Source organism: Streptomyces marispadix (genome assembly GCF_022524345.1).
GTDB classification, from domain to species: domain Bacteria; phylum Actinomycetota; class Actinomycetes; order Streptomycetales; family Streptomycetaceae; genus Streptomyces; species Streptomyces marispadix.
This window is the reverse complement of record NZ_JAKWJU010000002.1, coordinates 3840367-3863831: the sequence shown is the minus strand read 5'-3', so window position 1 is coordinate 3863831 and position 23465 is coordinate 3840367. Positions and strand designations below refer to the sequence as shown.

At 70.2% G+C, this 23465-nt stretch carries 16 protein-coding genes; 8 read left to right on the top strand and 8 right to left on the bottom strand.

Annotated features, from left to right (window positions below; translation table 11 throughout):
* Positions 1-183 precede the first annotated feature (183 nt).
* Positions 184-330, bottom strand: a complete 147-nt coding sequence (locus MMA15_RS16130; protein WP_241060526.1) for a hypothetical protein — start codon at positions 328-330, stop codon at positions 184-186.
* Here MMA15_RS16130 and radA point away from each other — a divergent pair.
* The gene (gene radA, locus MMA15_RS16125) at positions 329-1750 is read left to right on the top strand and encodes a DNA repair protein RadA (protein ID WP_241060524.1); all 1422 of its coding nucleotides are present in this window, start codon (positions 329-331) and stop codon (positions 1748-1750) included. The genes MMA15_RS16130 and radA overlap by 2 nt on opposite strands.
* A 70-nt stretch (positions 1751-1820) precedes the next feature.
* Positions 1821-2948 (top strand): DNA integrity scanning diadenylate cyclase DisA, encoded by a 1128-nt coding sequence (gene disA / locus MMA15_RS16120; RefSeq protein WP_241060522.1) that lies wholly within the window; start codon positions 1821-1823, stop codon positions 2946-2948.
* A 138-nt stretch (positions 2949-3086) separates the two neighbouring features.
* Here disA and MMA15_RS16115 read toward each other — a convergent pair whose 3' ends face one another.
* A complete protein-coding gene (locus MMA15_RS16115; RefSeq protein ID WP_241060520.1) occupies positions 3087-3947 on the bottom strand; it encodes a hypothetical protein in 861 nt (286 codons plus the stop codon).
* Positions 3948-4356: 409 nt separating this feature from the next.
* On the opposite strand from MMA15_RS16115, the gene MMA15_RS16110 reads away from it, so the two are divergent.
* Entirely contained in the window at positions 4357-5313 is a 957-nt protein-coding gene (locus MMA15_RS16110; protein ID WP_241060518.1) for an iron-sulfur binding domain-containing protein, read from the top strand.
* A 236-nt stretch (positions 5314-5549) separates the two neighbouring features.
* On the opposite strand, the gene MMA15_RS16105 is transcribed toward MMA15_RS16110, so the two are convergent.
* From MMA15_RS16105 to MMA15_RS16095, 3 genes are all read right to left on the bottom strand, one after another.
* On the bottom strand, positions 5550-6014 hold the full coding sequence (locus MMA15_RS16105; RefSeq protein ID WP_241060516.1) for a VOC family protein: 465 nt from the start codon (positions 6012-6014) through the stop codon (positions 5550-5552).
* Positions 6015-6111: 97 nt separating this feature from the next.
* Entirely contained in the window at positions 6112-6693 is a 582-nt protein-coding gene (locus MMA15_RS16100) for a helix-turn-helix domain-containing protein (RefSeq protein ID WP_372498249.1), read from the bottom strand.
* 12 nt (positions 6694-6705) lie between these two features.
* Entirely contained in the window at positions 6706-8274 is a 1569-nt protein-coding gene (locus MMA15_RS16095) for an MDR family MFS transporter (protein WP_241063226.1), read from the bottom strand.
* Positions 8275-8561: 287 nt separating this feature from the next.
* Between MMA15_RS16095 and MMA15_RS16090 the strand changes: the two genes are divergently transcribed.
* Positions 8562-9122, top strand: coding sequence for a TetR/AcrR family transcriptional regulator (locus tag MMA15_RS16090; protein ID WP_241060514.1), 561 nt, complete (start codon positions 8562-8564; stop codon positions 9120-9122).
* Positions 9123-9270: 148 nt separating this feature from the next.
* Here MMA15_RS16090 and MMA15_RS16085 read toward each other — a convergent pair whose 3' ends face one another.
* Entirely contained in the window at positions 9271-9999 is a 729-nt protein-coding gene (locus tag MMA15_RS16085; protein WP_241060512.1) for a M23 family metallopeptidase, read from the bottom strand.
* Positions 10000-10490: 491 nt separating this feature from the next.
* On the opposite strand from MMA15_RS16085, the gene MMA15_RS16080 reads away from it, so the two are divergent.
* The 4 genes from MMA15_RS16080 to MMA15_RS16065 all read left to right on the top strand — a co-directional run bounded on the left by MMA15_RS16080 (position 10491) and on the right by MMA15_RS16065 (position 19249).
* Complete coding sequence (locus MMA15_RS16080; protein WP_241060510.1) at positions 10491-12548, top strand: NACHT domain-containing protein; 2058 nt, start codon at positions 10491-10493, stop codon at positions 12546-12548.
* Positions 12514-13194 (top strand): hypothetical protein, encoded by a 681-nt coding sequence (locus tag MMA15_RS16075; protein WP_241060509.1) that lies wholly within the window; start codon positions 12514-12516, stop codon positions 13192-13194. Before MMA15_RS16080 ends, MMA15_RS16075 begins: the two co-directional genes overlap by 35 nt.
* Positions 13195-13214: 20 nt before the next feature.
* Positions 13215-16391, top strand: coding sequence for an NACHT domain-containing protein (locus MMA15_RS16070; protein WP_241060507.1), 3177 nt, complete (start codon positions 13215-13217; stop codon positions 16389-16391).
* A gap of 143 nt (positions 16392-16534) precedes the next feature.
* Positions 16535-19249 (top strand): NACHT domain-containing protein, encoded by a 2715-nt coding sequence (locus MMA15_RS16065; protein WP_241060505.1) that lies wholly within the window; start codon positions 16535-16537, stop codon positions 19247-19249.
* Between the two features lie 177 nt (positions 19250-19426).
* Here the strand turns inward: MMA15_RS16065 and MMA15_RS16060 are convergent, their stop codons facing one another.
* Complete coding sequence (locus MMA15_RS16060; RefSeq protein WP_241060503.1) at positions 19427-21955, bottom strand: ATP-dependent Clp protease ATP-binding subunit; 2529 nt, start codon at positions 21953-21955, stop codon at positions 19427-19429.
* Between the two features lie 1071 nt (positions 21956-23026).
* Positions 23027-23359 carry a histone-like nucleoid-structuring protein Lsr2 gene (locus MMA15_RS16055; protein WP_055488851.1) on the bottom strand — a complete coding sequence of 111 codons (333 nt, stop codon included), beginning with the start codon at positions 23357-23359 and terminating at the stop codon, positions 23027-23029.
* Positions 23360-23465: the final 106 nt, after the last annotated feature.

Here is a 23465-nt window from a genome sequence, read left to right as displayed (position 1 = left end):
TTGCCCAGGTTTAATCCTTACGGGTGACCATCTCCCACGAAAGGTGTCGGGAGGCGCCTCGTGCGGCCGGGCCCGCGCTCACCCGTGAGTGACCGGAGCGGTCCGGGTGTTGACGGCGGTCTCCCTTGTCCCGGGCGGGAGTTCGCGGTCGCGCGACGCCTGCCCGGAGGCCCGTACGCCGGTTCAGGGCAGGGCGCAGATGCGCTTCCGGCGTCCCCAGATCCAGGCCCCGGAGCCAGGTCCCGGAGCCAGGCCCGGAGCCAGGTCCCGTTTCCGCAACTCACCGCTCCAGCCCTGGTTGTCGGTGCCTGCGTCTACGGTGACGTCCATGGCTGCTCGTAAGACATCCGCCAAGGACCGCCCCGCGTACCGCTGTTCGGAATGCGGCTGGCAGACCGCCAAGTGGCTCGGCCGCTGCCCCGAGTGCCATGCGTGGGGCACCGTCGACGAGGTGGGCGGTGCGCCCGCCGTGCGTACGACCGCGCCCGGGCGGGTCTCGGCGTCCGCGCTGCCCATCGGCCAGGTCGACGGCACTCAGGTCGCCGCCCGCAGTACGGGCGTTCCCGAGCTGGACCGTGTGCTCGGCGGCGGCCTGGTGCCCGGGGCGGTGATCCTGGTCGCGGGCGAGCCCGGCGTGGGCAAGTCGACGCTGCTGCTGGACGTCGCGGCCAAGGCGTCCGACGAGGCCCACCACACGCTGTACGTCACGGGCGAGGAGTCCGCCGGCCAGGTGCGGCTGCGCGCCGACCGCATCGGCGCCATCGGCGACCACCTCTATCTGGCGGCGGAGACGGACCTCTCGGCAGTACTGGCACATCTGGACGAGGTGAAGCCGAGTCTGCTGATCATGGACTCGGTGCAGACGGTGGCATCGCCCGAACTCGACGGCTCCGCGGGCGGAGTGGCGCAGGTGCGCGAGGTGGCCGCCGCCCTCATCCGCGCCTCCAAGGAGCGGGGCATGTCCACGCTGCTGGTCGGCCATGTCACCAAGGACGGCTCGATCGCCGGGCCCAGGCTGCTGGAACATCTCGTCGACGTGGTGCTGCACTTCGAAGGCGACCGGCACGCCCGGCTGCGGCTGGTGCGCGGCGTGAAGAACAGGTACGGCACGACGGACGAGGTCGGCTGCTTCGAGCTGCACGACGAGGGCATCACCGGGCTCGCCGACCCGTCGGGGCTGTTCCTCACCCGCCGCGCCGAGCCCGTCCCCGGTACATGTCTGACGGTCACGCTGGAGGGCCGCCGTCCGCTCGTCGCCGAGGTGCAGGCGCTGACCGTGGACAGCCAGATCCCCTCGCCGAGGCGCACGACGTCCGGTCTGGAGACGTCCCGCGTCTCGATGATGCTGGCGGTGCTGGAGCAGCGCGGCCGTATCAGCGCGCTCGGCAAGCAGGACATCTACAGCGCGACGGTCGGGGGCGTGAAGCTCTCCGAGCCCGCCGCGGATCTCGCCGTGGCGCTGGCGCTCGCGAGCGCGGCGAGCGACACCCCGCTCCCGAAGAACCTCGTGGCGATAGGAGAGGTGGGCCTCGCCGGGGAGGTGCGGCGCGTCACCGGCGTGCAGCGCAGGCTGGCCGAGGCCGCCCGCCTGGGCTTCACACATGCGCTGGTGCCGTCGGACCCGGGCCGTGTCCCGGAAGGCATGCGGGTGCGCGAGGTCGCCGACGTCGGGGAGGCGCTGGCGGTGCTGCCCAAGCGTTCACGGACGTCGGGCAGGCTTCAGCAGGGGGCCGCCGCGCCAGCGCAGTAGGGTGCGGCGCGCGCCGCCGGTAGACTTTGCCCCGGTCCCGCCCGTACGCACGAACGACCGAAGGAGTGCCGTGGCAGCCAATGACCGGGCAGCAGCTCCCGGCAGGACCGGTGGGGGAGGATCCGGTGCCGAGGGCCTGATGCGCGCCACGCTGAGCGCGGTGGCCCCCGGTACGGCCCTGCGTGACGGCCTGGAGCGGGTCCTGCGGGGCAACACCGGCGGACTGATCCTCCTCGGCATGGACAAGAACGTGGAGCCGCTGTGCACCGGCGGTTTCATCCTGGACGTCGACTTCACCGCGACGCGGCTGCGCGAGCTGTGCAAGCTGGACGGCGCGCTGATCATCGACCGCGACGTCACCAAGATCGTGAGAGCGGGCGTGCAGTTGGTGCCGGACGCCTCGATTCCCACGGAGGAGACGGGCACCCGGCACCGCACGGCACAGCGCATCTCGATCCAGACCGGCTATCCCGTGGTCTCGGTCAGCCAGTCGATGCGGCTGATCGCGCTCTACGTCGACGGTCAGCGCCGTGTGCTGGAGGACTCCGCGGCGATCCTCTCCCGCGCCAACCAGGCCCTCGCCACCCTGGAGCGCTACAAGCTCCGGCTGGACGAGGTCGCCGGCACCCTCTCCGCCCTGGAGATCGAGGACTTGGTGACGGTCCGCGACGTCTCCGCCGTGGCGCAGCGGCTGGAGATGGTCCGCCGCATCGCCACGGAGATCGCGGAGTATGTAGTGGAGTTGGGCACGGACGGGCGTCTGCTCTCCCTCCAGCTCGACGAGTTGATCGCGGGTGTGGAGCCCGAGCGTGAGCTGGTGGCGAGGGACTACGTTCCGGAGCCGAGCGGGCGCCGCTCCCGCTCGGTCGGCGAGGCCCTCAGCGAGCTGGACCGTCTCACCCACTCCGAGCTGCTCGAACTGCCCACGGTGGCAAGAGCGTTGGGCTACAGCGGCGCCCCTGAGACGCTGGACTCGGCCGTCTCGCCCCGCGGTTACCGGCTGCTTGCGAAGGTGCCGAGGCTGCCGGGCACGGTCATCGAACGGCTCGTCGAGCACTTCGGCGGCCTTCAGAAGCTGCTCGCTGCGAGCGTCGACGATCTCCAGACCGTCGACGGCGTCGGCGAGGCCCGCGCCCGCTCCGTGCGAGAGGGCCTCTCCCGTCTCGCGGAGTCCAGCATCCTGGAGCGGTACGTCTAGTACGGGCCGTACGGAGGTCTGGTACGGGTCGCACGGACAGCCCCGCCGGTACGGAAACCGCCAGTACGCACACGGACACCATGGCGAACGCGCGTACGCGCACGGAGACTTGAGAAGGCGCCCCGCCGGTCCCGCCCCCTATTTCAGTTCGAAGGAGGCGTCGAGCTTCTTGAGGCCCTTGACGTCGACCTCGATCTCGTAGTCACCGGGCGCCGCCGAATCCTTCGCGGGCGTACCGCAGTCGGGCGCGCTCGGCTCCCGGTACCAGGTGAAGGTGTGGGTTGTGGTGCCGCTCGCGGGGAGCTGGTACAGCGCGGGCTTCTCATCGCGTGTGCAGTCGTCTGAGGCCCAGATCTTCTTGCCGGCGTCGTCCTTTATGGTGACGATCGTCGCCGTGCGGCCGAGATCGAGCTTGCATGCCGTGCCTCGCTTGTTCTTCGCGGTCAGCTCGAACTCCGGCTTGTCGCCTGCCTCGTACTCCTTGTGGACACTGCGCAGAGACACCGTGACGCCCGCGCCGCAGCCGGGCAGTTCGGAACCCGCCGGCACCGCCACGCCACCGGCGGAGCCCCCGGCACCGCCCGTGTCACCGGAGCCGCCGCCCCCGGAGGCCGAACCGCCGCCTGCGCTGTCGCCCCCGGTGGAACCCGCCGCTCCGCTGCCGCCGGGCTGCCAGCCCGAACCGCCGGACTGGCCGCCGCCCGTGCCGCCTCCGGAACCGCCGTCCTCGCCTTCGCCGCCCGAGCCGCCCTCCGTGGACTCATCGCGTCCGCCCGGGTGTTCGGTGATCGCCGGGCCGGAATCCGTGGGGCCCGGGGTGATGGTGCTGACGGGGGGTTTGCCGTCGTCCTTGCCCTCGTTGCGGCTGTCTCCGCCGCCCAGGCCGAGGGCCCAGACCGTCAGCAGAACCAGCAACGCCAGGACGGCAAGAGCAACTGCCCTTCTGCGCCAGTAGATGGAGGAAGGGAGGGGGCCGATCGGATTACGCAGTGATCCCACGCGGAAACCTTACGAGACGACGTGGGAACCGCAGCCCGGTACCCGGCGCACGATGCGGCAACTTTTATGACCAACATGCGGAACTGCCGTATGGAATTCGCGAAATCCCTGCGCACACACCGCTCATCGGCCCGCGTACATGCCCCGTCCCGTCCGCACACGGCATGCGGAACCCGCCATCTGGCCGCTGCCGCCGCCCAGTTCGGACCCGCGGGCCCCAACTCGCCGGGCCCGTAAGGCGATCAAGACGCCGCCCCCGCAACCGCGCGGCATCCGCGAGGCGACGGGCCCTCACACCGGGGAAGCGGAGAGGAAGCGGCGCACTTTCGCAGAGAGTCCGAGGACCACTCCCGTCGCCTGTGCGTCGCGTTTCTCGCGCGGCTGCCCACATGTCAGGATCGGTCCTGCCATGACTGCGACCACCGAGACCGCGCCTCCCGAGCCCGAGCCCCGACCCGAGTCGGCAGAGACCTCCGGCTCCGTCGAGCAGACCGCCCGCGCCTTGCACGCCCCCGTCGTCGACTGGTTCGACGCGAACGCCCGAGACCTTCCATGGCGCCGCCCAGAGGCGGGTGCCTGGGGGGTCATGGTCAGCGAGTTCATGCTTCAGCAGACGCCGGTCAGCCGGGTGCTGCCGGTGTACGAGCAGTGGCTCAGCCGCTGGCCGCGCCCCGCCGGCCTCGCCGCCGAGCCGCCCGGCGAGGCGGTGCGCGCCTGGGGCCGCCTCGGCTACCCCCGCCGGGCGCTCCGGCTGCACGGAGCGGCCGCCGCCATAGCGGAACGCCACGGCGGCGACGTACCGCGTGAGCACGCACAGCTTCTGGCGCTGCCAGGCGTCGGCGAGTACACGGCGGCTGCCGTGGCGTCCTTCGCCTACGGGCAGCGGCACGCGGTCCTGGACACCAACGTCCGCCGCGTCTTCGCCCGCGCCGTCACCGGGCGGCAGTACCCGCCGAACGCCACCACCGCCGCCGAGCGCAAGCTCGCCCGCGCCCTGCTCCCCGAGGACGAGGCGACGGCGGCCCGCTGGGCGGCGGCCACCATGGAACTCGGCGCGCTCGTGTGCACCGCACGCGCACCTGCCTGCTCCCAGTGCCCGGTCAGGCACCTGTGCGCATGGCAGCTCGCGGGCGCGCCGGAGCATGTCGATCCGCCGCGCCGCACCCAGACGTACGCCGGTACGGACCGTCAGGTACGCGGCAAGCTCCTGGCTGTGCTGCGTGAATCGGTGACGCCGGTGCCGCAGGCCGCACTCGACCGGGTCTGGAACGACTCCGTGCAGCGGGCGCGGGCACTCGACGGGCTTGTGGCCGACGGACTCGTCGAGCCGCTTCCGGGCGGGGTCTACCGGCTGCCGCTGAGCTGACCGCCGTTTCGCGACGGTCCCGGCCGTTGCCCGGCGGGCTCTGGCCGTTCCTTGAGCGGGCCCGAACTCCCGTGGCCGGGTCCGCAGTTGTCCGGCCCGGGTCAGCCGTTGTCGGCCCGGGTCTCGCTTCCGCAGGACGTCGCCGCCGGTGCCCCACGGCACCGGCGGCGTCCCATGTGCGGGGCGTCCCCCGAGTCAGGGCGTCCCGCGGACACCGTCGGCGCTTCCCCGGCCCGTTACTCCTCTTCGCCGTCGACGCAGCCGCTCCACGGCTTGCTCAGGTCCAGCCCCTCGCTCTCGCGCTGCTGTGTGAGCGAGTACCAGTTGCCGGACGGGTCGCGGAAGAGCGCCTCGATTCCGTAGGGACGCTCCTGCGGCTCCTGGAGGAACTCGACGCCTTTGGCCTTGAGTTCCTCGTATGTCGCGTGGCAGTCGTCGGTGGCGAAGACGCCCGCGCCCAGCGCGCCCTTGTTGACCAGCTTCAGCACGGCCTCGCGCGACTCGGGGTCGAGGCCGGGTCCGTCCGGGCGCATCAGCGTGAGCTGCACCTCCGGCTGGCCGGGCGGGCTGACGGTGACCCAGCGCATCTCGCCCATGTGCATGTCCGTACGTTCGGTGAAGCCGAGGGTCTCGACGAAGAACTTCTTGTCCCGCTCCTGGTCGGTGGACCAGACGGTGGCGATGGCCAGACTCTTGATCACGGTGGACTCCGGATCTGCTCGCAGTGGTGAGGTGGCAGCGAACCGGTGGCGGGAGCGCGCTGCTCCGGGGCCCGCCCTCGGGTTCCGTTTCACCGTGTCAGAGGGGCTTGCGGGGCGCTTCTCCGTTGTTGCGCACTTCCCCGCGGCGGGCCTCTCGGCGGCCCACTTCCCCGCGGCGGTCTTCTCCGCTGTGCTCCACATCGCTCGGGGCATCCCCGGGCCGCCGCTCAACTCCTCGTGCCCCGCTCTGCGGCTCGGGGGCGGCCGTACCCGGCTCCTTGAAGCCGCCGGTGAAGAGCATCGCGTAGCAGCCGGGGATCATCGCCGCACCGCGACGGCCGTGACGCCTGCGGTAGTCGCTGGGGCTTGTGCCCGTCTGCTTCTTGAAGCGCGCGGAGAAGGTGCCGAGGCTGGTGAAGCCCACCGACATGCAGATCTCGGTGACCGACAGGTTCGCCGAGCGCAGCAGCTCCTCCGCCCGCTCGATACGGCGGCGGCTGAGGTACTGGCCCGGCGACTCCCCGTAGGTGGCCTTGAACGCACGGACGAAGTGATATCGCGAGTAACCGGCATGGGCCGCGACGGCGTCCAGGTCGAGGTCCGGGTCGGACCAGTCGCGGTCCATGGCGTCCTTGGCGAGGCGCATAGCCCTCAGCCGTGCCATACCCGGCGTGTTCATACGTGCAGGCTGTCACACGGGACTGACAGTGCCCTCCGCCCGCGTCGAGGGGTCCGTGGAGTCCGGCGACTCCTCCGGGCTCTCCTCGGACGCCCCGTCGGCGCCCTTGAGCGGTACCTCCTTGACGAACCAGGTGGCCACGAAGCCCAGCAGCGCCGCGGCGGCGGCGACCGTGAAGACCACATGCGTGCCGTCGGCCACCGCGTACTCGTACGCCTCGCGCACCGCCGCGGGCAGCCGCTCCAGCGAGGCCGCGTCGAGCTGCGCCGGAGCGCCGTCACCGCTCAGGCCGCCGCCACCGGCGCCTCCGCGGCCTCCGGCCGCAGCCGCGCTCTCGGCCATGCTGTCGTGCACGCGGTCGGCGAAGAGGGTGCCCATCAGGGCGACGCCGAAGGAGCCGCCGATCGTACGGAAGAGCGTGGTCGTGGACGAGGCGACGCCCATGTCCTTCAGCTCCACGCTGTTCTGCGCGATCAGCATCGTGAGCTGCATCAGGAAGCCCATGCCGGCGCCGAGCACCACCATGTAGAGCGCCGAGGTGACCCTGCTCGTACCGACGTCGAGCTGTGCGAGAAGGAAGAGCCCCGCTGGGATCAGGGCACCGCCGATCAGCGGGTACGCGCGGTACCTGCCCGTACGAGTGGTGGCGCGGCCGGTGATCACGGAGACGACCATCATCGGCAGCAGCACCGGCAGAAGCAGCAGCCCGGAGTTGGTCGCCGAGGCGCCCTGCACGGTCTGCTGGTAGAGCGGCAGGAACGTCATCGCGCCGAACATCACGAAGCCCAGCAGGAAGCCGATGACCGTCATCAGCGAGAAGTTGCGGCTGCGGAAGACCCCCAGCGGCAGTACGGGCTCCACGGCCCTGCGCTCCACCAGCAGGAACGCCGCTGCCGCGGCGACGGCCAGGGCGGAGAGGCCGACGATCACCGGCGAGGACCAGTCGTACTCCGTACCGCCCCAGCTCGTGACGAGCACGGCCGAGGTGATCGCGGTGGTGAGCAGCGCCGCACCGGCGTAGTCGATGCTGCCCTGCGAGCGCCTGGCGGGCAGGTGCAGCAGCGTCACGACCATGGCGAGCGCGATCCCGCCGAGCGGGACGTTGATGTAGAAGGCCCAGCGCCAGCCGAGATGGTCGGTGAGGGTGCCGCCCACCAGCGGTCCGCCGATCATGGCGAACGACATCACTCCGGCCATCATGCCCATGTACTTGCCGCGCTCACGGGGCGGCACCAGCTCGCCCATGATGGACATCGCGCCGACCATCAGGCCGCCCGCGCCCAGGCCCTGGAGCGCGCGGAAGCCGATGAGCTGAGCCATCGTCTGTGCCGCGCCCGAGGCGACCGAGCCGGCGAGGAAGATCAGGATGGATGTGAGGAAGGCGCCCTTGCGCCCGTACATGTCGCCGGTCTTGCCCCACAGGGGCGTGGACGCGGCCGTGGTGAGGGTGTAGGCGGTCACGACCCACGAGAGGTGGTCGAGCCCGCCCAGCTCGCCCACGATCGTGGGCATCGCGGTGCCGACGATCATGTTGTCGAGCATCGCCAGCATCACGGCGATCATCAGCGCGAAGACGGACATCCGTACGCTGCGGCCGCGCCCGCCGTCGTCCGTGCCGGACTGCCCGTTCGTACCGGACTGCCCGGTCTCCTTCGCGGGCACCGGCCCGTCCGGCTTCGCGAGACTCGGCCCGCCCGGCCCTGCGGGACCCGGCCGACCCGGCTCCTCCGGTCCTATCGCTGCTTCCGCGCTCATTTCGCTCCCCCGTCTCCCTTACTTGCCGCCCGGCCAGTCAGTAACATGAGTAACGTAGGACGCCGCTAGCCGGGCGTCAAGCAAGTTTTTCTGTGGACGAGGGGCCGACGCTCATGAGCAGGGGCAATACGCGGCAGCGCATCCAGGAGGTCGCCCTGGAGCTGTTCGCGGCACGCGGTTACGAGAAGACCTCGCTACGGGAGATCGCGGAGCATCTAGGCGTCACCAAGGCCGCGCTCTACTACCACTTCAAGACCAAAGAAGACATCGTCATCAGCCTGTTCGAGGACCTGGGCGGGCCCTGCGACGAGTTGATCGCCTGGGCCTCCGGGCAGCCCAGCGACCTGGAGACGAAGCTGGAGGTGCTGCGTCGCTACAGCGAGGTGCTGAAGCACGCCGCCCCGCTCTTCCGCTTCATGCAGGAGAACCAGGCGACGATGCGCGAGCTGAGCATCGGCGAGTCCTTCAAGGGGCGGCTGATGAAGCTGCTCGACATCATCCAGCTCCCCGACGCCGAGCTGAGTGATCAAGTACGTTGCTCCGCCTCGCTGTTCACGATGCACGCGGGGATGTTCACCATGCAGACCATCGAGGCCGACCCCGAGGACAAGCGCCTTGCCGTGCTCGAAGTCGCCCAGGAGATGCTTACCACCGCGCACAAGGGACACGACTGAGCCTCAGTGCGTTACGGGGACGGGCCGGCGGCCGGCACGGACCCCGGCAGACGGGCGGGGCCCCGGCGGTCCTGTCCGACCGCCGGGGCCCCGGTCCCCGCTCCGTGGTCACACCGTCACACGCGTCGCCGAGTCGCTGCCGCGGGCGTCACACCTTCACGCCGTGCGAGCGCATGACCTCGATCGGCTCCTTGCCGGATCCGTAGTCGGGGGTGCTGCGGATCTCGAAGTGCAGGTGCGGACCGGACGAGTTGCCCGTCGAGCCCGACAGGCCGATCTTCTGGCCGGTCTCGACCTTCTGGCCGGACTTTACGTTCAGCTTCGACAGGTGCGCGTACTGCGAGTACGTGCCGTTCTCGTGCTTGATCACGATGGCGTTGCCGTACGAGGAGCCGTCGCCGGCGCCGTTCGGGCCCGCCTTGACGACGGTGCCGCCGTGTACGGCCTTCACAGGAGTGCCCGTGGGCACCGCGAAGTCCTGGCCGGAGTGCTTGTGCGCCCAGCGGCCGCCGCTGTTGCCGAAGCCGGCGCTCAGCTCGTACTTGCCGGAGACGGGCTTCGTCCAGGCGTTGGCGTTCTTCTTCACGCCGCCCTCGCGGTCGGCGGCACGCGAACCCCGGTCTGCCTTGCGGTCCTTGGCGCGCTGCTCGGCCTTCTTCTTCGCCAGGGCCTCCTGGTGCTGCTCATGTGCCTGAGCGCGTGCGGAGTCGGCGAGCTGCGTAGCGGTTCCTGACGCGAAGACGTCGCCCTGCCCGTCCGTGTGGGCGGCGACAGCCGAGCCCGCGCCCAGCAGCACCGAGGCTCCCAGCCCGGTCGCTATTACGGCGACCCTGGTGCGACCACGGGGCTTGTGCGCGTTCTTGGGCGTCTTCGACATACGGGTACTACCTCCGGAAATGGCTTGGGTTGACCCCGAGGCGTGGGATCTCGTGGGGACAAATCATTGGTAACCCGCCTGATCCGGCATACCAAAGAGCGTTATTACTAAATGGGCCCGTATGGATAGAGCGGACACCAAGGCACTCTTAAGGGGTATTCGGGCGGAGCCCATGCGGCCGTCCATCGGCGGGGACGGCTTCACCGGGCCCCGGCGGCTGCCGTGCACCGGGTGCTCACGGCCCGGAAAGCGGCCGGGACCTTGGTCCCGCGAGGCTCCTAGGCGCGCTCGTAGTGGCCTACGGGCCTGTGCGGCACCTCACCCTGAGCGGCGCTCCGCAGGCGCCGTCACGGGCGGATCGCATCGTCGGATGTGACCTGGGTCGCGTAACCGCGGGTGCAGGGCGACCGCCGTGAGCGTGCACGGACAGGCACTCCCACGGCTCGTCAACTCCCGCGCCCCGCGCCCTTTCCGTCCCCTACGATCCGTCCATGGAGCCCGTCACGATCGCCATGCGAATCGCCTCCGCGGCGGTCGGACCGATCGTCAGGAAGCTGTTCGTGCAGGAGGGCCCGGGAGCGGGGCTGACGGACAGACCGGTACGGATCTCGTCGCTCGTGTCCTTCAGGGGCGAGCAGCGAACCCTCGGCGAGAAGGACGTGCGCTGGCTGGCCGCGGAGCTGACGGACCGTGCGGCACAGGCCGCCGGCCCGCACGAGGGCCCCGGCGAGGAGACCCGTCGTGAGCTGGCCGACGCCCTGGCCGTGGCGCTGCACAGCCTCGGCGACCTGGACATGGACGACGTACAGGCCGTACGCCTCGGGCCCGAGGGGCTGGCCAGGCTGCTGACCCGCCCGCGCTCGCTCTCGGCAGAGGCGGAGGCGCAGTTCAGGCCGCTGCTGCACACGGCGTGCCTGCACATCCTGGACTTCTTCAGCAGGCGCTCGACGTTCATCCCGCGCACGCTCGCCGAGCAGACGCAGCAGCTCGAACGCCTCATCAGCACCACGGATCTGCTCCTGGAGCGCATACCCGCGCGCTCCTCCGAGGACATGCGCTTCGAACAGCGCTACGCCGAGCACATGGCACGTAAGCACGGCGAACTGACCATCTACGGCGTCGACTTGGGCCACACCCGCGAGTGGCGCCTCGACGTCGCGTATGTGCCGCTGGAGGCGACGCAGGACCCGCAGGGTGACGGAAGCGGCGCCGGGGAAGAGGGCAGCCACGGTGCCGGGCGCCGCGAACCGCTGAGGGCCGCCGCCCCGCTCCCCGCCGACCGCGTACTCGCGGGCTCCGACCGGGTGCTGCTGCGCGGAGCCGCCGGTTCCGGCAAGACGACGCTGATGCAGTGGCTGGCCGTCACCGCGGCACGGCAGAACTACGACGAGCAGATGACGCATCTGCTGGGCCGCGTCCCGTTCGTGCTGCCGCTGCGCCGCATCGCCCGCGACGGCCTGCCCTCCCCTGAGCGCTTCCTGCACGCCGTGCACAGCGGCCTCGCCGGTGCGCAGCCGCCCGGCTGGGCGGACCGGGTGCTGAGCGCGGGCCGTGCGCTGCTGCTGGTCGACGGGGTCGACGAGATTCCGGCGGAGCGGCGGGAGGAGACGCGGCGCTGGCTGCGTGAGCTGGCCGCCGACTTCCCGGGCAATCTGTGGCTGGTGACGTCCCGTCCGTCGGCGGTCCCGGAGAACTGGCTGGCCGGGGCAGGCTTCACGGAGCTGTCGCTCTCGCCGATGTCGCGTCACGACGTGGCGGCGTTCATCAGGCGCTGGCACGGCGCGACGGAGGCGGAACCGGGGCTGGCCGACGACCTCGTCACGGCCGTGCGCACCAGCCCCGATCTGGGCCGCCTCGCCGTCAACCCCCTGATGTGCGGCCTGCTTTGCGCGCTGCACCGCGAGCGTCGCGGGACCCTTCCTTACGGCCGTACGGATCTCTACGACGCGGCGCTGTCGATGCTGCTGGAGAGCCGCGACCGCGAGCGATACGTGCCGGTGCCCGAAGGGCTCCGGCTGACGAAGGACGCGCAGATCCCGCTGCTGCAACGGCTGGCGCACTGGATGATCCGCAACGGCCGTACGGAGATGGACGAGGAGGACGCCGTCGCCCAGCTCGCCCGCGCGCTCCCGGCGAGCGCCGCGGGGGAGTCCGGGGACGCCCGGCCGCGCCGCGTGCTACGGCACCTGCTGGACCGCACGGGCCTGCTGCGCGAACCGGCCGCGGGGCGCGTCGACTTCGTGCACCGCACCTTCCAGGACGCGCTGGGTGCCAAGGCCGCGGTCGAGGAGGGCGACTTCCCGCTGCTGCTGGACAACGCGCACAAGGACCACTGGGAGGACGTGATCCGGCTGGCGGTCGCCTACGCGCGGCCGCATGGACCGTGCGCGGCTGCTGAGGGGACTGGTGGCGCGTGTGCCCGAGGGGCCGTCGCCGGTGCCCAACCAGCGCAATACTGCGGCGCGTTCGGACGGAGACGAGGAGACCGGCGAAGTCGCCTACGACGGTCCCGGCGTGCGGAATCTGCTGCTGGCCGCCGCCTGTCTTGAGCAGGCCACGGACCTCCATCCACGCGTACGCCATGAGATCAAGGCCAGGACCTCACGGCTCTTCCCGCCCAGGAGCATGTCCGCGGCCCGCCATGTCGCCGACATCGGCGGCCCGATGCTGCTCGGGCTGCTGCCCGGCCCCGAGGGGCTCACCGACGCGGAGGCGGCGTGCGCGGTCGTCGCCGCCTCCCGCACGGGTACGGACGCGGCGCTGCCGGTGCTCGCCCGCTTCCGCGGCCATCCGTCGCTCGCGCTGCGCCGCCAACTCGTATGGGCCTGGCACCGGTTCGACACCGACGAGTACGCCCGCGAGATCATCGCCCATCTCGACGAGACCGACCTGTACTTCACCGCTCACCACACCGGCCATCTGCGGGCGCTGCGCGACATGGGCGGCCGTGCGCGCGTGCAGATCGTCGGCCGATACCACCCTGACCAGCTTCTCGAGCACCTCGACCACGGCAGACTGACCCACCTGTGGCTGCGCGACGGCTACGCGCGTCATGGTCACGGCGGCCAGGAGTGGCTGTCGGCCTTCCCGCGTCTGCACACGCTCGTCCTGCCGGAGACGGCACCGCGCTATACGTCAACTCTCCCTCGCCATCTGACAGTTGTGCGTGAAAGCGACATGTCCTCCAGGGGCTGACGACCCGTACTCTGACCACCATGGAACCCGGAGTGGTGGGGGCACGGCTCGCGTCGAGTGCCGTGATGCCGCTGGTGAAGAAGCTGTTCGTGAAGGAGGGGCCGGGCGCGGGGCTGGCCGAGAAGCCGGTACGGATCTCGTCGCTGCTGTCCTTCACAGGCGAGAAGCGCACCCTGTCCGAGAAGGAACTGCACAGGCTCGTAAGGGAGTTGGTGAAGCGCGCCGCGGAGGGGACCGGTGCGGACGCCGAGCCCGTCGAGTCCGAGGCCGTGACCGACGCTCTCGTACGTACCCTGCACGCCCTCGGCGACCTGCGGATGGACGACGTAGAGGCCGTCGCACTGGGCGAACAGGCCCTGAAGCGCGCACTGTTGGAAGCGGCCGGGCACGCGGGGCCCGCCCCCGCCTCCGCCCTCAGCAGCGCCTCGGAAGCCCTGTACGAGCGCGTGCTCGACTCGGCGTGCCTGCACATCCTGCACTTCTTCACCCAGCGCTCCACCTTCGTCGCCCGCACCCTCGTCGAGCAGAGCCGCCAGCTCTCCGAACTCGTCGCCCGCAGCGACCTGTTGCTGTCCCGGCTCGCCTCCCGTACGAGCGAGGACGCGGCGTTCGAGAAGCGCTACGCGGCATACGTCGCGAAGAAGCACAGCAGCATCACCATCTACGGCATCGACCTGAAGCACTCCAGCGAATGGCCCCTGGACACGGCCTACTTGAACCTGGAGGTGACGCAGCGCTCCGCGCCGGGCCCCTGGGCGGGTGCCGACGACGCACACGACGGCTGGCGTCCGGTCTCCCGGCGCGTGGACGAGGCCCTCGCCGGGCACAAGCGCGTACTGCTGCGCGGAGTGGCCGGGTCGGGCAAGACCACGCTGATGCAGTGGCTGGCGGTCTCGACGGCCGGGGACGACGGGCAGGACCGCCTCACCGGCGAGCTGACCCGGCTCACGGGCATGGTGCCGTTCGTACTGCCGCTGCGCACCCTGGCCCGGGGCGGCGCCGAACTCCCCGCTCCCGAGGGCTTCTTGGGCGCTGTGGGCTGCCCCTTAGCCGGTAACCAGCCCCATGGCTGGGCGAGCCGGGTGCTGACGGCCGAGCGCGGCCTGATCCTCGTCGACGGCATCGACGAGGTACCCGAGGACGACCGCGAACGCACCCGCCGCTGGCTTCGCGACCTGCTCACCGCCTTCCCGGGCAACAGGCTTCTGGTCACCTCGCGCCCCTCAGCAGTCAGCGAGGACTGGCTGAGCGGCGACAAGTTCGCGGAGTTGTCGCTGTCGGCGATGCGACCCGCGGACGTGGCGGTCTTCGTACGGCGCTGGCACAAGGCGGCAGCGGTGGAAGGGGAGTTGGAGGAGGCACTGCTCGGAGAGCTGCGCGTCAAGCCCGACTTGGCGAGGCTCGCCACCAACCCGCTGATGTGCGGCCTCATCTGCGCCCTGCACCGTGAGCGGCGCGGCTTTCTGCCGCGCGGCCGCAAGGCCCTCTACGACGCCGCGCTCAGCATGATGCTCGAACGCCGCGACCGCGAGCGGCACTTGGGCTCGCTGTCGCCCGGCGGCATCGACCTCGACGGCGAGTCGCAGACCGAGCTGCTCCAGAAGCTGGCGTACTGGCTGATCCGCAACGGGCGTGCGGAGATGGAGCGTTCGGACGCGGTCGGGCTGCTGGAGCGGGTGCTCCCCTCCATGCCCTACGCACAGGCACAGGGCTCCCCCGAGGACATCCTCCGCTTCCTGCTCGTACGCTCCGGGCTGCTGCGCGAACCGGTCGACGGCGCCGTCGACTTCGTACACCGCACCTTCCAGGACTATCTGGCCGCACGGGAGTTGGTGCAGGAGCGGGACTTCGACCTGCTGGCACGGCACGCGCACGAGGACCAATGGGACGACGTCGTACGGATGGCCGTCGCCCACGCCCGGCCCGACGAGCGGGCGCGCATTCTGCGCACCCTGATCGAGCGCGGCGACGCGGAGCCGGAGCCGCGCATCAGGCTGTATCTGCTGGCCACAGCCTGCCTGGAACACGCCACGAACCTGGACCCGCGGGTACGGGAGGAGGTCGAGCTCCGGGCGGCGGCGATGTTCCCACCGCGCAGCTTCGACGAGGCGAAGGCGCTCGCGGGAGTGGGACCGGTGGCGCTTGAGCTGCTGCCCGGCCCGGAGATGCTGGAGGACGACGAGGCGGAGGCCGTTGCCCACGCCATTGCGCAGTTCGGCTCGGACGCGGCGCTGGCGCGGCTCGCCGAGTTCCGCGACGACTCCCGGCCGGGCGTGCTGAGCCAACTGGCAAGCCACTGGGACCGGTTCGACACGGAGGCGTACGGGAGGGAGATCATCGCGCCGCTACTGAGCCGGGAAGACGTTCCGATCACGGTCCGTTCGAAGGAAGAGCTGGGCCTGCTTTCCCGGATGGGGCCGCCGCCACGGGTGTACCTGCACGGCGACTTCACGGCCGAGGAGATCTCCGAGGCGCTCCCGGAGGATGCGATCACCGAACTGTGGCTCGCAGGGAACAGGTCGGTCCGAGACCTTGACTTCCTCCCACGGTTTCGCCGTCTTTCCGAACTCACACTGGCCGCGCCGGAGGTGCCGGACCTCACTCGCCTCGCGGACGTGCCGCTGCACACCCTCACCCTTCACATGTACGAGACGCAGATCCTGCCGTCGATGCCCAGCCTGCGGAAGCTCTTGTTGCAGGAGCCCGCTTTGCTCCGCATCGACGAGCTGCCGGTTCTGGAGTCGCTGGAATCGCTGTCCCTGGAGAACACCGACTGCGAGCTGGCTGGCCTCTCCCGGTTCACTGGCCTCACCGAACTCGACATCGTCGACCTGTCCTCGGTCCCGAACGACTGGGCCGAGATCGCGGAACTACCCCGGCTGTCGGACCTGATGGTCGACTCCCGCATGCTCGAACTCCTCGACGGTGGACCGGCATTGCCCACAGTGCGCAGCATCATCCTCCTCTGCGTATACGAGACCGCGCCGTGGCTTCGCCTGATCCCCGAGCACTTCCCGGAGACCGAGTCGATCACCCTTCTGAACCCCTGGTACGGCACCGATCTGACACCGCTGACCCGGCTGCACGGTCTGCGCAACCTGCACCTGCGTCAACCGACGCCCGACGTACGGGAGTCCGCCCAGCGCACCTTCGGCGAATCCGTGTCCGTCACCGTGCGCCCCCGTCCGCGCCCGTGAGCCCGTCGTCCACCCCGTGGCCGAGCGCCGCTTCCGCCGAATAGGCTGAACTCGTAGTGACCTGACGCACATTGACGCTCTGTCATGCGGCGGCCCCCCCCCACCCGTCCACATGCCAACACCCTGCCGGGAGTCCCGTCTCCATGGAACAGCCCGCCGAACCCGTCGTACGTCTCACGTCCGCCGTCGTCGAACCGCTCATCGGCCCGCTCTTCGTGCCCGCCTCGGCCGCCGCCGACGCACCGTCGTCCGGCTCGGGGCGGCTCATGGCGCATCTGCTGGCCTTCCGCGGTGAGGACCCGGCCCTCGGATGGGACGAACTGTTCGAGACGGCCGCGGAGTTGGTCCACCTCGGGCTGCGGGCCACCGGGCACCGGCTGTCCGCCGCCGAGGAGTCGGGCACGGCCGGCGTCCTCGCCCGTACGCTGTGGGCCGCCGGCGAACTCGACACCACCGACGCCGAGGCCGTACGGCTCGGGCCGCCCGCGTTTGCACAGCTCCTCCACTCCGCCGTGCCGGGAGCCGACCGCGAACTCTCCCCCGAGGCCGCCCGGTTCTACGACGAGCTGCTGGCCGCCGTATGCCTGCACTTCCTCCGGCTGCTGCTGGAGCGCTCCCCCGGCCTCGCCGGGCAACTCCCCGAACAGGCCCACCACATCGGCGAACTCGTCGAACTCAACGACGCGGAGGCCACGAGCACCAGCCGCGACCCGCGCTCGGCCGAGGACGTCGAATTCGAGGAACGCTATCTGCGGCACGTCATCGAGCAGTACGACCGCATCACCATCTGCGGCATAGACCTCGACAATCCCGCGACGCCCGCCGACTGGCCGCTGGAGGCCACATATCTGAGCCTGTCCGCGGAGTTCAGCCCCCTCGCGGCGGCGCCCGCCACGCCCTCGGCGACCTCGGCGCTCTCGGCCCCCGCAACACCCTCGGCGACCTCGTCGAGCGCACCGGACGAGGAAGGCGGCGACACCGAGCCCGGGGCCGCCTCCGTGGACCCGGTGATGACCGCGGAGAAGGCACTGGCCAGGCACGAACGGGTACTGCTGCGCGGAGTGGCAGGCTCCGGCAAGACCACGGTCATACAGTGGCTGGCCGTCTCCACGGCAGGCGCCGCCCTCCCGGAGGAGCTGCAAGGGCTGCGCAGCCGCATCCCGTTCGTGCTGCCCGTACGGCGGTTCGCCGAGGAGGGCTTTCCCGCCCCCGGCGACTTCCTCTCCGTCGCGGGCCACGAACTCGCCGACGAGGCGCCCGAAGGCTGGGTCGCCCGCGTACTCGCCGCCGGGCGCGCACTGCTCCTCATCGACGGCATCGACGAGGTGCCCGAACCCCAACGGCGGGCGCTGCACGAGCAGTTGCGCCCCCTGCTGCGCGAACACCCCGGCAGTCTCTGCCTCGTCACCTCCCGACCCACCGCCGTGGAGCCCAACTGGCTGGCCGAGGACGGCTTCACCGAACTCACCCTCGCCCCCATGAACCGCGACCAGGTCGCGGCCTTCATCACCGCCTGGCACACGGCCGCCCGTATGGACAGGTCCGACGACGCCGACGCACAGCTCGACCGCTACAGGGACATGCTGCTGCGGTCCATCCCCCTCCACCGCGAACTGCGCGTCCTCGCCACCAACCCCCTGATGTGCGGCCTCATCTGCGCACTCAACGTCGACCGGGCGGGCTTCCTCCCCCAGGGCCGCAAGGAGCTGTACGAGGCCGCCATGGCGATGCTTCTGCAACGCCGCGACCCGGAACGCCAGGTCGTGCACGCGGACCCCGTCGAGCTCGAACGCGCCCCCCGCGAACGGCTGTTGCGCAAGCTCGCCCATCGAATGCTCGTCGGCGGGCACGCCGTGCTCGACCACCGGACCGCGCTGCGCGAGGTCGAGAGGTACGCCACCGCGATCCCCGCCGTCGCATTGCAGGACGTATGCCCCGAGCAGATCCTCGACCATCTGCTGCTGCGTACGGGGGTGCTGCGCGAACAGCCCGGCAGATCGGTGGAGTTCGTACACCGCACGGTGCAGGACTACCTCGCGGCGAAGGAGATCGTCGAACAGGGCGACCTCGATCTGCTGCTGGACCACGCCCATGAGCCGGAGTGGGAAGAGGTCATCCGCATGGCCGTCGCCCACGCCCGCCCCGCCGAGTGCGCCATGCTGCTGCAAGGTCTGCTGGCTCCCGGTGCGCTCGGCATGAAGCGCCAGCGCCGGCGGCTGATGGCCGCCGCCTGTCTGGAGCACGTCACGGAGGTCGACCCGGAGACCTATGCCCGCGTACGCCGCGAGACCCGGAACCTGGTCTCGCCCAGCGACGACGACTCCGCGCTCAGGCTCGGCTTCGTGGGTCCGATCGTCCTGGAGATGCTCCCCGACCCGGCGACCGTCTCGGACGAGCAGGCGTACCGTCTGGCGCTCACGGTGACCCGCATCGACGACGACGCCGCGGTGGACTATCTGGCCGGGCTACGTGACCGGAAGTCGCTGAAGGTACGCACCGAACTCGCCCGCGGCTGGCGGAACTTCGAGACCGAGCGCTACGCGGAGGAAGTCATCCGGCACCTCAATCCGGAAGGGCTCTTCCTGCCCGTACGGGACCGCCAGGAGCTGGCCGCGCTACGCAAGCTCGGCGGACGTCCGCAGGTGCAGATCGGCGGCCCCTTCACACCGGGTGAGCTGGTCGACGGCCTGGTGCCCGACGGGCTCACTCATCTGTGGCTCTCGTGCGATCTCGAAGCGGGCATGCGCATGGGGTGGCTGAGCGCCTTCCCTCATCTGATGTCCCTGCGGGTGGACCGGCGTCTCCCGCCGGTGAGCGACGTGCCCGACGGCGTACGGATCATCGTCACCGGCAGATGACGCGGACCCGGCGGCTACGGGCGCCGGCGGGGCTTGCCGGGTGACGACATCGCGGGCGCCGCCCTCGCAGTCAGCGACCTCCCAGCAAACGCCTGCGCGCCGTGGCGGCAGTGCCGCCACGGCGCGCAGATCCGTCGCCGAGGACCGGCCGGGCCGGAGCCCGGCCTCAGTCCAAGCTCACGCCTCCTTGGAGAGGTTCGGGCCGCCGCCCGCAGCGGACTCCACCGGAGGTGCGTCCGGCAGTGCCGCCTTCTCCTCACCGCGGAAGGTGAACTTCTTCTCCTCGTCGGTCTCGCCCTCGGTGTCCACGACCACGATGTGACCGGGACGCAGATCACCGAAGAGGATCTTCTCGGAGAGCTGGTCCTCGATCTCCCGCTGGATCGTCCGGCGCAGCGGCCGGGCGCCCATCACCGGGTCGTAACCCCGCTTGGCGAGCAGCTCCTTGGCGTCCGTGCTCAGCTCCAGGCCCATGTCGCGGTCCTTGAGCCGCTCGTCCACCATCGCCAGCATCAGGTCGACGATCCGGATGATGTCGTCCTGAGTGAGCTGGTGGAAGACCACCGTGTCGTCGACACGGTTGAGGAACTCCGGACGGAAGTGCTGCTTCAGCTCGTCGTTGACCTTGGCCTTCATCCGGTCGTATCCGGCGCTGACGTCGCCCTGTCCGGCGAAGCCCAGGTTGAACCCCTTGGAGATGTCCCGGGTGCCGAGGTTGGTCGTCATGATGATGACCGTGTTCTTGAAGTCGACGACCCTGCCCTGGGAGTCGGTCAGGCGACCGTCCTCCAGGATCTGGAGCAGCGAGTTGAAGATGTCGGCGTGCGCCTTCTCCACCTCGTCGAAGAGGACGACGGAGAACGGCTTGCGCCGCACCTTCTCCGTGAGCTGGCCGCCCTCCTCGTAACCCACGTATCCGGGAGGCGAGCCGAACAGCCGGGAGACGGTGTGCTTCTCGCTGAACTCCGACATGTCGAGGGAGATCAGCGCCTCCTCGTCGCCGAAGAGGAACTCGGCGAGCGTCTTGGACAGCTCCGTCTTACCGACGCCGGACGGGCCCGCGAAGATGAACGAACCACCGGGGCGCTTCGGGTCCTTCAGCCCGGCGCGCGTACGCCGGATCGCCTGGGAGAGCGCCTTGATGGCGTCCTCCTGCCCGATGACGCGCTTGTGCAGCTCGTCCTCCATGCGCAGCAGTCGCGAGGACTCCTCCTCGGTGAGCTTGAAGACCGGGATGCCCGTGGCCGTGGCCAGGACCTCCGCGATCAGCTCCTCGTCGACCTCGGCGACGACGTCCATGTCGCCTGCCTTCCACTCCTTCTCCCGCTTGGCCTTCTGCGCCAGGAGCTGCTTCTCCGTGTCACGGAGCGAGGCGGCCTTCTCGAAGTCCTGCGAGTCGATCGCCGACTCCTTGTCCCGGCGGACGTTCGCGATCTTCTCGTCGAACTCGCGCAGGTCCGGCGGCGCGGTCATCCTGCGGATCCGCATACGGGAACCGGCCTCGTCGATCAGATCGATCGCCTTGTCCGGGAGGAAGCGGTCGGAGATGTAGCGGTCGGCGAGCGTGGCCGCGCCGACCAGGGCGGCGTCGGTGATCGAGACGCGGTGGTGCGCCTCGTACCGGTCGCGCAGGCCCTTGAGGATCTCGATGGTGTGCGGCAGCGACGGCTCGGCGACCTGGATCGGCTGGAAGCGGCGCTCGAGGGCCGCGTCCTTCTCCAGGTGCTTGCGGTACTCGTCGAGCGTCGTGGCGCCGATGGTCTGGAGTTCACCGCGGGCCAGCATCGGCTTGAGGATGCTCGCGGCGTCGATCGCGCCCTCGGCGGCGCCCGCACCGACCAGCGTGTGCAGCTCGTCGATGAACAGGATGATGTCGCCGCGGGTGCGGATCTCCTTGAGCACCTTCTTCAGGCGCTCCTCGAAGTCACCGCGGTAGCGGGAGCCGGCGACCAGCGCGCCCAGGTCGAGGGTGTAGAGGTGCTTGTCCTTCAGGGTCTCGGGCACCTCGCCCTTGACGATCGCCTGGGCCAGGCCCTCGACGACCGCGGTCTTGCCGACGCCGGGCTCGCCGATGAGCACCGGGTTGTTCTTCGTACGGCGCGAGAGCACCTGCATGACCCGCTCGATCTCCTTCTCGCGCCCGATGACCGGGTCGAGCTTGGATTCGCGGGCGGCCTGCGTGAGGTTGCGGCCGAACTGGTCCAGGACGAGGGAGGTCGAGGGCGTGCCCTCGGCGGGGCCGCCGGCCGTCGCCGCCTCCTTGCCGCCGGAGTAGCCGGAGAGCAGCTGGATGACCTGCTGCCGCACCCGGTTCAGATCGGCGCCCAGCTTCACGAGGACCTGGGCTGCGACGCCCTCGCCCTCGCGGATCAGGCCGAGCAGGATGTGCTCCGTACCGATGTAGTTGTGGCCGAGCTGAAGGGCCTCGCGGAGCGACAGCTCCAGGACCTTCTTCGCACGGGGCGTGAAGGGGATGTGGCCGGAGGGGGCCTGCTGGCCCTGGCCGATGATCTCCTCCACCTGCTGACGGACCGCCTCGAGCGAAATCCCGAGGCTCTCCAGTGCCTTAGCGGCGACACCCTCACCCTCGTGGATCAGGCCCAGGAGGATGTGCTCGGTGCCGATGTAGTTGTGGTTGAGCATCCGGGCTTCTTCCTGAGCCAGGACGACAACCCGCCGCGCGCGGTCGGTGAACCTCTCGAACATCGTTAATCGCTCCTCAGAGCGGTCAGGCAGTAAGGGGACGCTCCCCTCTCTGTCCTTCCGCAGCTTAGTCCCGCAAGCGGGGACCGCTCATTCCATCTGCCGACTCCGGCCCGGCTGCGCCGACGACCGGCCACGCTCCCTTGGGAAGCACAGTCGGGCCTCCTTCCCCGAACAGTCGACAACAGTTCCAACCCGATGGTGCGAGACGATGTTCCCGCAGGCCAGGCGTATCCGCCGTGATTCACTACGCCCACGGCGAACGGCTCTTGGCCGAAACGCTCCCGGCTCGTCCGCATAGCCCCTCACACCCCCGTGCCGCCAGGTCCTCGTGCTGCTGCCTTTGCGCTGCTGTCCGGCCTGAAGAAGCAGGCAGGACCGACCTGGAACCTTCTTACCCGCTCGCACTGACACTCCATGCCGTGCTTGTCGGAGTCGGCTGAAGGCATCCGCTCAGGGCGAACAGCCTTGCACCTCGTGGTTCTTGCGCCGGTCACTTTCCGCGTACGCACGGACACACACAGCAGCGGGAGAGTCTAGCGGGGGTCGACGGTGCGTGACGGCGGAGGTTCGTCGGCCGGCCCGGGGTGCGGCCGGTCCGGGCTCCGGAGCCCGACGCTCAACTCTCAAGCCGCGTTAGGGGTTCCGGGACGCGCTACGGGCGGAAGCGCTCGGCCGGAGCGCGGATGCAGGCTGCCGGGCCCGCTCAGGACGTCCGCGGACCGGGTCGCTCCGGCTTCCGTACGGGGCCTGACCCACCACGGGCGGAGCGGAAGCTTCGTGCTGCTCGCAAAAGGCTGCTCGCAAAAAAAGGGGGAGCGGCGCACATGATCACCGGCGGCCGGGACAGCAGGGAACGCCGCCGAAGTGCCGTACCGGACCGACGCCCGAGGGCGATACCGGATCGATCCCCGAGGGCCGTATCGGTCACGACCCTCGGGAGGCCGCCGAAGGCGCGCGGCCTCCCGAGCCGGGACGTGAGGTGGATCGCGTCGGTCTCGTGCGGTTCGTCGGCGCCTTCGCGGCGGAATGCCGCCGGGCGCTGCGGCGAAGCACCGCACTCAAGTCCCGCAATCAGCCGTTGGCCTTCTCGTACGCCTCGCGGATATTGGCCGGAACGCGGCCGCGGTCGTTGACCTCGTAACCCTGTTCCTTGGCCCAAGCACGGATCTTCGCGGTGTCCTGGCTGCTGCCGCCGCCGGAGGCACGGCCCTTTCCGCGTGCCGAACGGCCGCCGGTGCGGCGCCCGCCCTTCACATACGGTTCGAGGACCGTACGGAGCTTGTCCGCATTAGAGGTGGAGAGGTCGATCTCGTAGGTCTTCCCGTCCAGTGCGAACGTCACTGTCTCGTCGGCCTCGCCGCCCTCGAGGTCGTCGACCAGAAGAACCTGAACCTTCTGTGCCACCGCATACTCCCATTCGTCATCGATAACTCGATTACTGATACTGACGAAGAAAGCAAACCGCTTTTCGGTGAGAAACACAAACCCTCGGTTGAGTTTGTCCGGTCCC

Bases quoted from the DNA above. Each gene is read 5' to 3' on its own strand.
- radA (WP_241060524.1), top strand. From the start codon at position 329: ATGGCTGCTCGTAAGACATCCGCCAAGGACCGCCCCGCGTACCGCTGT.
- MMA15_RS16130 (WP_241060526.1), bottom strand. From the start codon at position 330: ATGGACGTCACCGTAGACGCAGGCACCGACAACCAGGGCTGGAGCGGT.
- MMA15_RS16110 (WP_241060518.1), top strand. From the start codon at position 4,357: ATGACTGCGACCACCGAGACCGCGCCTCCCGAGCCCGAGCCCCGACCC.
- MMA15_RS16100 (WP_372498249.1), bottom strand. From the start codon at position 6,693: ATGAACACGCCGGGTATGGCACGGCTGAGGGCTATGCGCCTCGCCAAG.
- MMA15_RS16095 (WP_241063226.1), bottom strand. From the start codon at position 8,274: ATGTCCGTCTTCGCGCTGATGATCGCCGTGATGCTGGCGATGCTCGAC.
- MMA15_RS16090 (WP_241060514.1), top strand. From the start codon at position 8,562: ATGAGCAGGGGCAATACGCGGCAGCGCATCCAGGAGGTCGCCCTGGAG.
- MMA15_RS16085 (WP_241060512.1), bottom strand. From the start codon at position 9,999: ATGTCGAAGACGCCCAAGAACGCGCACAAGCCCCGTGGTCGCACCAGG.
- MMA15_RS16080 (WP_241060510.1), top strand. From the start codon at position 10,491: ATGGAGCCCGTCACGATCGCCATGCGAATCGCCTCCGCGGCGGTCGGA.
- MMA15_RS16070 (WP_241060507.1), top strand. From the start codon at position 13,215: ATGGAACCCGGAGTGGTGGGGGCACGGCTCGCGTCGAGTGCCGTGATG.
- MMA15_RS16065 (WP_241060505.1), top strand. From the start codon at position 16,535: ATGGAACAGCCCGCCGAACCCGTCGTACGTCTCACGTCCGCCGTCGTC.
- MMA15_RS16060 (WP_241060503.1), bottom strand. From the start codon at position 21,955: ATGTTCGAGAGGTTCACCGACCGCGCGCGGCGGGTTGTCGTCCTGGCT.